This is a genomic window from Winogradskyella vidalii (genome assembly GCF_013403955.1).
GTDB lineage: Bacteria > Bacteroidota > Bacteroidia > Flavobacteriales > Flavobacteriaceae > Winogradskyella > Winogradskyella vidalii.
In genome coordinates this window covers 1-8992 of sequence record NZ_JABFDG010000012.1, presented here as the reverse complement: position 1 = coordinate 8992, position 8992 = coordinate 1, and the positions used below count along the sequence as shown (strand labels likewise).

Annotated in this window: 11 protein-coding genes; all 11 read right to left on the bottom strand. The window is 30.5% G+C overall.

What is annotated here, in order from left to right; translation table 11 throughout:
- Positions 1–368 precede the first annotated feature (368 nt).
- The 11 genes from HM982_RS17885 to HM982_RS17835 all read right to left on the bottom strand — a co-directional run bounded on the left by HM982_RS17885 (position 369) and on the right by HM982_RS17835 (position 8576).
- Entirely contained in the window at positions 369–713 is a 345-nt protein-coding gene (locus tag HM982_RS17885; RefSeq protein ID WP_179354702.1) for a hypothetical protein, read from the bottom strand.
- 373 nt (positions 714–1086) lie between these two features.
- Entirely contained in the window at positions 1087–1248 is a 162-nt protein-coding gene (locus tag HM982_RS17880) for a hypothetical protein (RefSeq protein ID WP_179354701.1), read from the bottom strand.
- A 188-nt stretch (positions 1249–1436) separates the two neighbouring features.
- The gene (locus HM982_RS17875) at positions 1437–1754 is read right to left on the bottom strand and encodes a hypothetical protein (RefSeq protein ID WP_179354700.1); all 318 of its coding nucleotides are present in this window, start codon (positions 1752–1754) and stop codon (positions 1437–1439) included.
- A gap of 146 nt (positions 1755–1900) precedes the next feature.
- Positions 1901–2557 (bottom strand): hypothetical protein, encoded by a 657-nt coding sequence (locus HM982_RS17870; protein WP_179354699.1) that lies wholly within the window; start codon positions 2555–2557, stop codon positions 1901–1903.
- A 166-nt stretch (positions 2558–2723) separates the two neighbouring features.
- The gene (locus HM982_RS17865; RefSeq protein ID WP_179354698.1) at positions 2724–3290 is read right to left on the bottom strand and encodes a hypothetical protein; all 567 of its coding nucleotides are present in this window, start codon (positions 3288–3290) and stop codon (positions 2724–2726) included.
- A gap of 246 nt (positions 3291–3536) precedes the next feature.
- The gene (locus HM982_RS17860) at positions 3537–4007 is read right to left on the bottom strand and encodes a hypothetical protein (RefSeq protein ID WP_179354697.1); all 471 of its coding nucleotides are present in this window, start codon (positions 4005–4007) and stop codon (positions 3537–3539) included.
- A gap of 157 nt (positions 4008–4164) precedes the next feature.
- On the bottom strand, positions 4165–4929 hold the full coding sequence (locus tag HM982_RS17855) for a hypothetical protein (RefSeq protein WP_179354696.1): 765 nt from the start codon (positions 4927–4929) through the stop codon (positions 4165–4167).
- Positions 4930–5122: 193 nt separating this feature from the next.
- Positions 5123–5488, bottom strand: coding sequence for a hypothetical protein (locus tag HM982_RS17850; RefSeq protein WP_179354695.1), 366 nt, complete (start codon positions 5486–5488; stop codon positions 5123–5125).
- Complete coding sequence (locus HM982_RS17845) at positions 5488–5871, bottom strand: hypothetical protein (RefSeq protein WP_179354694.1); 384 nt, start codon at positions 5869–5871, stop codon at positions 5488–5490. The genes HM982_RS17850 and HM982_RS17845 overlap by 1 nt, the downstream gene beginning before the upstream one ends.
- Positions 5872–6034: 163 nt before the next feature.
- Positions 6035–6538, bottom strand: coding sequence for a hypothetical protein (locus HM982_RS17840; protein ID WP_179317978.1), 504 nt, complete (start codon positions 6536–6538; stop codon positions 6035–6037).
- Positions 6539–7364: 826 nt separating this feature from the next.
- A complete protein-coding gene (locus HM982_RS17835; RefSeq protein ID WP_179354693.1) occupies positions 7365–8576 on the bottom strand; it encodes a hypothetical protein in 1212 nt (403 codons plus the stop codon).
- Positions 8577–8992: the final 416 nt, after the last annotated feature.

The window sequence follows — 8992 nt, the reverse complement described above, 5'->3', positions numbered from 1 at the left end:
TATCTTAGTTTCTTTTAATTCAAGCAGAGTAGAGTGAGTTGTAAGTTGGTTTACTTTCTTTAATTTTTTAAATCTAATTTATCTTGGTTATTTAGTCAAGTTGAGTTTACTCCGTAATGCTTTTGAGTTTGCATTATTCACCCGAGTAATCAATCCAAAGTTGGTAGTTTGATGTTTAAATTTTAGAAAAATGTTGATTTGGAATCAGCTTGTAGTTAACGATTTTGTGTATGGTTAGTTGCGTGTTTAAGCAACTAATTTAGTAAACAAAAACGAATGCGAGAAAATTCCGAAGGAATTTTCCAAATAAGCAACGACCAAAGCAATTAATTATACACGTTGTTACCACACGTTTTTTATTTTCCATTTCAGAAAATCAGTTGGTCAAGTTGATTTCTTATTGAGAATAGGAATATCAAAATCAAAAGTGTAATCAGATTTGTTTTGAATTTCACGTATTCTTGTTTTTTATATTCTTTTATTATTCTATAAACCAAAAATCCGCCAACAAGTAAAATCGGCAGATAATTTAAAATTAAGTCAACGTACCATAATTCCGAAATACGACTTGCAGTAGCACCTTCTCCATAAATTCCCCAAAAAGCAAATATCTCAATCAAAATCAGAAGTAACAGAATTCCGAAAAAGAGAATTGACCTAATTCCGATTCCGAGATAATTTGTCTTTATTTCTAAAAATTCCGTTGTTTTCAATTCGGTTTGTTTAGTGTTCTTTTTTAAACATTTTGAAAGCAATTCCGCCGACAATTATTAATGGAAGAACATACATAATTAGTTTTGTCAATCCATTATTCATTGTAGCACCAGATTGAGCTCCAGTTCCGAAAATCAGAAGAAAGATTAACGATTCAACAAAATATAAAACGATTAATAGAATTATTAATCCGATAATCTTTAATATGTTTTTCAATGTTTCGCTCAAATGTGTGGTAACGGTTTTGTGTATGGTTAGTTGCGTGGTTAAGCAACTAAGTTAGCAAACATTTACGAACCCGTGAATATTCCGCAGGAATATTCACAAGTAGGGAAGAACCTAGCAATTAATTATACACGGTGTTGTACAACGTTATTTTTTTATTCCGACTTCTAAATAATACCAAAAATCTTCTTTTTTAAATTCCAAAACTTCAAGTTCGTGTCCAGAGAAAACTGCTCTTAGAGTCTTTTCAGTTCCTCCAGAACGCACTCTATTTTCAGCTGAAATTTTGTTTCCATTTTTATCAGTCAACCAAATTGTTTGGTCGTCTTTTTGATAAAATTCCTCAATTTGACTTTTATCTATAGTTTGAATTAGAAAATCATTTTTTCCAATTTTATTTTCAGAGAAGAAGCGAAGTTCCCAACTTGATTTTGGATTATATTTTTTGTTCAGTTTTTCAATCCATTCAGTTTTATAATTCTGTTGAGTTTCTTGAACTACTTTTTATCTGCATACATTTTGATAAATAAGTCAATCGAGTTTTTCGTCAATTCAACAATTTTATTTTCAATAAATAGATTTTCCGTGTTGTTCAGGTGATAGCTTATAGTAGAGTCTAATTTTGTTCCAACAAGTCCATTTCCTCCAGCAGAACCTTTTGCGTATAAATTCAGTTGTTTGGTGTTGGGTTTGTTCCAAATTTTAACTTCATCTCCAATATTTATTTCAAATTCCGATTCTTTCCTTTCAAATCGAATTGTCTTATTGAAAGGTAGTTTTTTGTTATTTCCGAAGATGCTTGAGAGTATTCCCATAATGTTGTACAACGTGATTGTGTATGGTTAGTTGCGTGGTTAAGCAACTAAATTAGTAAACTTTTACGAACCCGTGAAAATTCCGCAGGAATTTTCGCAAGTAGGCAAGAACCAAGCAATTAATTATACACGGTGTTGTGCGTTCGTTATTTATTTCCGGTCATCAATTTAGCAATTTTATTAGCATTATTAATTTCCATTTCTTTTAAAATTTTACTTATTCGGTTTTCAAATTCGATTTGGCTTTTCCGACTTGTTTTAATTTCAGACAAAAGCTCTTGTTCTGAAAGCTTATGTTTTTCCGATATATTTTTAAAGTCTTCTAAATTGTAATCAGTGTAATCGGATATTGCAATGTAATTGTCAGTTCTTTTGTAGAAAACCCAAGGATGTCCAATCCATAATTGAGTCCATTTATTTAATTCCGTATTTCCAACTTCTTCCCAGTTTTGAATATCAGATAAATCTCCGCAACAAGTTGGTTCAAGTATTATCATTTCATTTTCTAAAACTACAATTCCGCCAATTATTTGTCCAACGTATTCTTGATAATCTGACAAATCAACGTCCTTAAGTTCTTTTTCAATAATGGTTTTTAATTCAGGTTCTCCGATTTTATTTATGTCAACCAAGTATGAGCCAAGTTCAATCGGTTGTAAGTCTTGTAAATTACTATCAGAAATACATTTGTACCAGAAATCGCTCCAGCCTTTTGGGTTTTCAGCTTTCGAAACAGAAGGTGATTCATATTCGTTTTTCGCATAATCCCAAGGTTCAATTTCGATTGTATTTAATAATTTCATTCTGATTTCAAGGGTTTGTTTTAATGACGCACAACGTGTTTGTGTATGGTTAGTTGCGTGTTTAAGCAACTAATTTAGTAAACATTTACGAACCCGTGAATATTCCGCAGGAATATTCGCAAGTAGGCAGAAAATAGCAATTAATTATACACGGTGTTGGCAGTAGTTATTTGTCAATTCCTTTTCTTATACATTCAATAATTTTAAAAACTTTTTGTTCTGAATCTAAATCGTCTCTATCAATAATTGATATTGCCCAATCACATCCAGCTTTTTTTAAATGGTCTTTCCAACGTTTAACTTTCTTAAAGTTTTCAAATGTATAAGTTGCACAACCACCACTTGCACCAAGTCCATAACCAATTGTTTCTCCAATCATAATGGGCTTTGCAGAATAAGGATATACAGCTACAAAGTAAATATGATTTAACTCGTGCTTTTCTGTTGGTGCTTGATTTTTTTGTCCAATATAAATGCTTTTATTCTCAATATCATTTAACTCAACACTTTTAGAAATCATAAATATATTTTGTAAGTCAATGCTAGATCCGTTTTCCCACACTACTTTTTTTGAATTGAACCTGAAAGTATTGAAATGCTTTACACTTTCGGTAAATAAACTATTCTTTCTTAAATCTTTTAATTCTATAACTCTATGAGTGTTATCATTCATATGGAAAATTAGTTCCCAATCATATGTTGGTATGACATTTAAAATTTTTAAGTCTATCATTATTCTGTTATAGGTTATCGATTCGGTTTTGAAGTATTTACTTACTTTTCAATTTTGAACTTAATGACCAAAATTAGTATTCCAAATATGTCGTTTTAATTACTGCCAACGTGTTTGTGTATGGTTAGTTGCGTGGTTCAGCAACTAAGTTAGCAAACTTTTACGAACCCGTGAATATTCCGCAGGAATATTCGCAAGTAGGGAAGAACCTAGCAATTAATTATACACGGTGTTGTACGTAGTGTTTTATATTCCATCAAATACTTTGTCCACAGCTTGACTTATAATCTCTTTTTGACTAATCATATTAATGTATGTTTTATCCGAATTCAGCTTTAATTTGTTTTCTCCATTGGAATAGGTCAAATCATAAATTCCACTAAAAATCTTACTTGTCAATTTAGATTCAGATTCAGAGTTTGAGTCGTTCAAATAAATCTCAAGTTTTTGCTGGTCAGACGTGAATTTCATTTTTATTTGGTCAGATTCAAATCCAGGAAGAGTTATTGTAGAGTCAGATATTTTAAAAATTATACTTTCAGAGTTTTCGTAGCCAGAATATACTATTCGGACTTTTTGATTCAAGGTTTTTGGATAAACATTTTCTCCGTTGTAAGTCATTTCGGTTATTATCCAAGTTCCATCGAGTTCAATTTTACTATCTAAATCACAAGATAAAAAAGTCAAAAACATTAATAAAAGCTGAAAGTTTCTCATTTTGGTTACATTACGTACAACGTGATTGTGTATGGTTAGTTGCGTGATTAAGCAACTAATTTAGCAAACAAAAACGGACTAGAGAAAATTCCGAAGGAATTTTCCAAATAAGCAACGACTAAAGCAATTAATTATACACGGTGTTGTAAAACGTTTTTTAATATTCATAAGTTAATTCAATCGAATTATCAGATGGCACAAACACAGTAAAATCCTCAACAGTATTAACACCATTTCTTCGACGAGCTATTCTAATGATATTCTCTTCGTTTTCTGCTACAAAGGGATTTAATTGAGAATTAAGTTCGCTTGCTTGAAAAGTTCCCCAGCCACTAAATCCAGTTGAATATTCAGTATCTAACAAGTCGTTATTTCCAATATAAGCACCAAAAGGATATCTAGTTCTAACTTCAAAATAATCTCCGTCTTGAATTGGTACAAAATTGTTTAAATTGACTGCTATATGTGACTTTTTTGGTAAATAATAAGTATTTCCAATAATTGTGTCACGTGTATTTATTGAATATATTGCTTGACCTAAAGGTTGAGTAGTATTTCCAATTTGATTGTCAGATAAAATGTATTTATTTACATCCAAATTAGTGTCGTCATATTCAATTTTGAAGTAACCATTTGCCGTCGCTCCCAATTCATCATTATTTATATAAAACTCCTTATAGAAGTTTCCGTTCTCGTCAGTTTGAGTATCAACAATTAATCTGGTTGAGCCACCTCCAAGTGCTCCACCAGATGTTCTATATTTCAATATAACTTTTACGCCTTTTATTCCGACATTGTTTTGCGTAATAAATCTACCTTGAAGAGTTGTGCAGTCTGATGAGCAAACATTATTTGTATCGTCATCTATTATAGAGCAACCATAAAGTGACATAATTAATAAGATAAGAATAAATTTATTCATAATTACTTTTTTAGTAGATGCAAAATTAGTCAAATGGTTGCGTCAAAATGTTTTACAACGTGGTTGTATAAGATTAGTTGCGTTGCTTAAGCACCTAATTTAGCAAATACAAACCGAATAGAAAATCCGCGAGGATTTTCGTAAGTAGGCTTGCACTAGCAATTAATTTTATACGGTGTTGTACACCGTTTTTTTATCTCATATAATACAGATAAATCGCAAAATTTATTATTCGAGACATATCTGAATCATTTATTTTTTCATATTTATTCAGGAAATCAACTTTCATTTTTTTATGGTCAAAGTCCGTGAATTCTGCAAATTCCGATTTTGATGGAATATAATATTTTGACTTTTCATAAAGTCTAATCTCTTTGAACAAGTCATTTTTTAACTTTCTGACATATTCCACTCGTTCTTGGTCATATTTTCCAAGTCCATAATATTTTAATTTCCGTTTAATCTTTTTTTCTGCTTCTTTCAAGTCAGAAAAGTCAAATTCGTAAGCTAAATCACTAAAGCAGACATAGTCATATGTTTGTTCGCTAGTTTCTACCATTATGATTTACTCTTTTTTATTTGTTCAACGTATTTTCTATGATTTTTAAATCCATTTCTCTCTGGATTTTCCAAGTCAACCATTCCGTCAATTCCAGAGTCGTAAATTTGCCAATTATGTTTTTTAGCAAGTTCAATCAGAGCATAAATTCCGTTTTCTCCATACAAGGAAAGCATATAATTACTAGAAGGTTTTCTGTCTGCAAAAAAGTCAATTGTAAAATCAGTTCCGACTATTTCTCTATGGTTTTCGCTTTTGTTTATTCGGTTAAATGAGGTTTCCAAAATTCCACTAAAATCAGTCGTTTCTAATTGAATTTCGTCCAATTCGGCAACTGAATTAATTTTCTGTTTTGAATTAAAAAGTACAATGTCCCAACTCATTTTCTTGGTTTTCTTAAATGGTGTACAACGTGATTGTGTATGGTTAGTTGCGTGGTTAAGCAACTAAGTTAGCAAACTTTTACGAACCCGTGAATATTCCGCAGGAATATTCGCAAGTAGGCAGAAATAAAGCAATTAATTATACACGGTGTTGTACGCAGTATTATTTCAGTTCGAGTATTTTCCATTCTGAAATCAACGTTTGTAATTCAGTTCCCCTAATTTCTTTTCGATTGTCATTTGAGCTTGGAACTTCAAACAAAATGGCATCTTGTTTTGTAATAATATCATTTTCAACGATTGATTTTAAATTTAGCTGAAAGGTTTTTCCATTTTCCTCTGTTTTTCTGAAAGCATCCTTTTCTTCGCGTAAAGTTCCGCTTTCATCTTCTGGAATAGCTAATTTCCAAATATGCAATACTTCTCCTTTTTTCGGTTCTTTTCTAATACTTACCCATTGATTTCCCAATAATTTTTTATTCACATTTTTAGAATACATAAAACTTTTAATTGTCGGAATATTAGCTAATGTTCTAATTTCATTAGCCTTTTTTCCATAGGGTAAATTGTAGGCTTTATATTCGTTAAAAATGAATTTCGTAATAAAAAAAACAGCAACAAAAGCTATTAACTTTACTAAAAAAGAAACTGTTTTTTTATAATTCATATTTTGTCAATTTCAATTTTCCGTATTTTTGGGATATTGCGTACAACGGTCTTGTGTATAGTTAGTTGCGTGGTTTAGCAACTAAGTTAGCAAAAATTGACCGAACCCGAGAAAATTCCAGCGGAATTTTCGCACGTAATCTAAAAAAAGCAATTAATTATACACGTTGTTAACTACTGGCTTTTTTCTATTTAGGCAGCGTTCAAATTTTTATATTTTACTTTAAATTCATTTTGGAACTCAAATTCTCGCAAGAGTTTAAGCGTATTACTCCGTTTAGTGAATCCAGATTAGTACAGATTGGTTTTCCTGCGTGTAGTTCAGCCGTAATGATAAACGTTTGCTTTTCAATCTTGGTTTACAATATCAATCTTTTTAATCTCAATTTATCTTAGTTGTTTTAATTATCAAATAGAGTAGAGCGAGTTGATATTTGGTTTCTATATTAGTCTTTTTTAATCTTAAATTATCTTAGTTTCTTTTAATTCAAGCAGAGTAGAGTGAGTTGTAAGTTGGTTTACTTTCTTTAATTTTTTAAATCTAAATTATCTTGGTTATTTAGTCAAGTTGAGTTTACTCCGTAATGCTTTTGAGTTTGCATTATTCATCCGAGTAATCAATCCAAAGTTGTTAGTTTGACGTTTAAATTTTAGAAAAATGTTGATTTGGAATCAGCTTGTAGTTAACGTGTTTGTGTATGGTTAGTTGCGTGGTTTAGCGACTAAGTTAGCAAACATTTACGAACCCGTGAAAATTCCGCAGGAATTTTCGCAAGTAGGCACTTACACAGCAATTAATTATACACGGTGTTACCTGCTGGCATTTCTCAAATCAGTATTCTAAAGCTAAAGTACAAATCTTTATATTCCATAAAATCCTCGTAACCAATTCCAAAAGAAATTCTATTTACTGGAAATTCGCTATTAAAATTAATAGCCTTGAAAATTTCAGTTTTGTAATTAATTTGATTTTTAAATACTGATGTTTCAAATGTCGTGCTTATTTTTAGTTTTGAAAACCATTTAGAAGCGTAAAAATGACCTCCGACTATATTATTATTCCTAGTCAAATAATCTAATCCAACTCCTAGACCAAAGTTCTTTTTAAGATTTAATCCATATTTAATTTGATGATTTTCAAATTTATTTCTTTTGTTATCTATATTGACATTTCTATTCTGATAATTATATGCTATAAAATCTGAAAGATTAGATTTTTTATGAAATATATTCCATTTGGCTATTCGAAAATTTAGATGATGAAATCCGTTGTTATCGAAGTTGTACTGTAACGAGCTACTTCCGTTAATTTTTGTTTTACCTATGTATGTCGCAGAATAAGAAGTGTAAAAACCTAAAGGTAATTTTGTAGCTCCAGTATATCCTAATTCTAAAAAATTTGATATGTAACACATATTTACCATTCCTCCAGAATTGTAACAACCTTTTTTTGGTAGTGTTTCTTTAAATTCTTTGTAGACCTCTTTGAGCTTTAAAGTATCGGACAGTTTTTTTACTAAGCCTAAAACTATAATTGCCTCAGGAATTGAATCTTGTGAAGATGGTGTCCAATAGTTTTTGTACCAGTAATTTTTTTTATCCGAATGCTCTATAATATATGTGATTCCATCCATTCCTTGACTCCATTTTTCTATATCCTTATCGGACGGAAGTTCTAAGATTTTGGAATTTTGTATAATATTATAGACGCTTAGTGATTGTTTTGATGTCAGTAGAATTTTATTCGTAAATGTTTCGGTTTTACTTCTGTTAGCTTTTTTGGTATGATAAATATAATTTACAATTGCTCCATTTATAACAGAACTATCTTTTGATATTTCAATTACCTGACCGTGATTCCAAAATCTAAAATTGAAGTCATTTTCTGATTTTTCAAAATCTTTTAAGTCCAATGTCTTATGAAATTCGACATTCCTTTTGTACCAATAAGCAGTATCTCCTTTTATTTCTTTGGTTTGAGAAAATATAGTCTGAACCAACAATAAAAGCGGGATGATGATGATTTGCAGTTTGTTCATTTGCTTGCAGGTAACGGTCTTGTATATGAAAAGTAGCGGATTTTACAAACTAACTTTTCAGTTTTACAATGACCTCTAAATTATTCATTTTGTTTCGATTAAGCGACTAAACCGCTATTTTTTATATACGTCTTAAGTTAGCAATTAAATAAAAACACTAAATTAAGATTTATAAATTAGAAAGAACAAAAGAGAGGAGTAAGGTTATTATATACGCAGAGACTTCAGATCTCGTCAACATTGAAAATCCCCTCTCTTTTCTACACAGATTTCGTACAGTTCTATGAGGCTTTAAGACCTCGATTTTAAGTCGTTGAAACTCGCGTAGATTGTCCTTTAAAAAAAACATTTCTTATGAATAAAGATATTAAATATTTTGGAATAGACATTAGCCATTTGGTTTTTGATGTCACAGA

Bases quoted from the DNA above. Each gene is read 5' to 3' on its own strand.
- HM982_RS17855 (WP_179354696.1), bottom strand. From the start codon at position 4,929: ATGAATAAATTTATTCTTATCTTATTAATTATGTCACTTTATGGTTGC.
- HM982_RS17865 (WP_179354698.1), bottom strand. From the start codon at position 3,290: ATGATAGACTTAAAAATTTTAAATGTCATACCAACATATGATTGGGAA.
- HM982_RS17870 (WP_179354699.1), bottom strand. From the start codon at position 2,557: ATGAAATTATTAAATACAATCGAAATTGAACCTTGGGATTATGCGAAA.
- HM982_RS17835 (WP_179354693.1), bottom strand. From the start codon at position 8,576: ATGAACAAACTGCAAATCATCATCATCCCGCTTTTATTGTTGGTTCAG.
- HM982_RS17875 (WP_179354700.1), bottom strand. From the start codon at position 1,754: ATGGGAATACTCTCAAGCATCTTCGGAAATAACAAAAAACTACCTTTC.
- HM982_RS17840 (WP_179317978.1), bottom strand. From the start codon at position 6,538: ATGAATTATAAAAAAACAGTTTCTTTTTTAGTAAAGTTAATAGCTTTT.
- HM982_RS17850 (WP_179354695.1), bottom strand. From the start codon at position 5,488: ATGGTAGAAACTAGCGAACAAACATATGACTATGTCTGCTTTAGTGAT.
- HM982_RS17845 (WP_179354694.1), bottom strand. From the start codon at position 5,871: ATGAGTTGGGACATTGTACTTTTTAATTCAAAACAGAAAATTAATTCA.
- HM982_RS17860 (WP_179354697.1), bottom strand. From the start codon at position 4,007: ATGAGAAACTTTCAGCTTTTATTAATGTTTTTGACTTTTTTATCTTGT.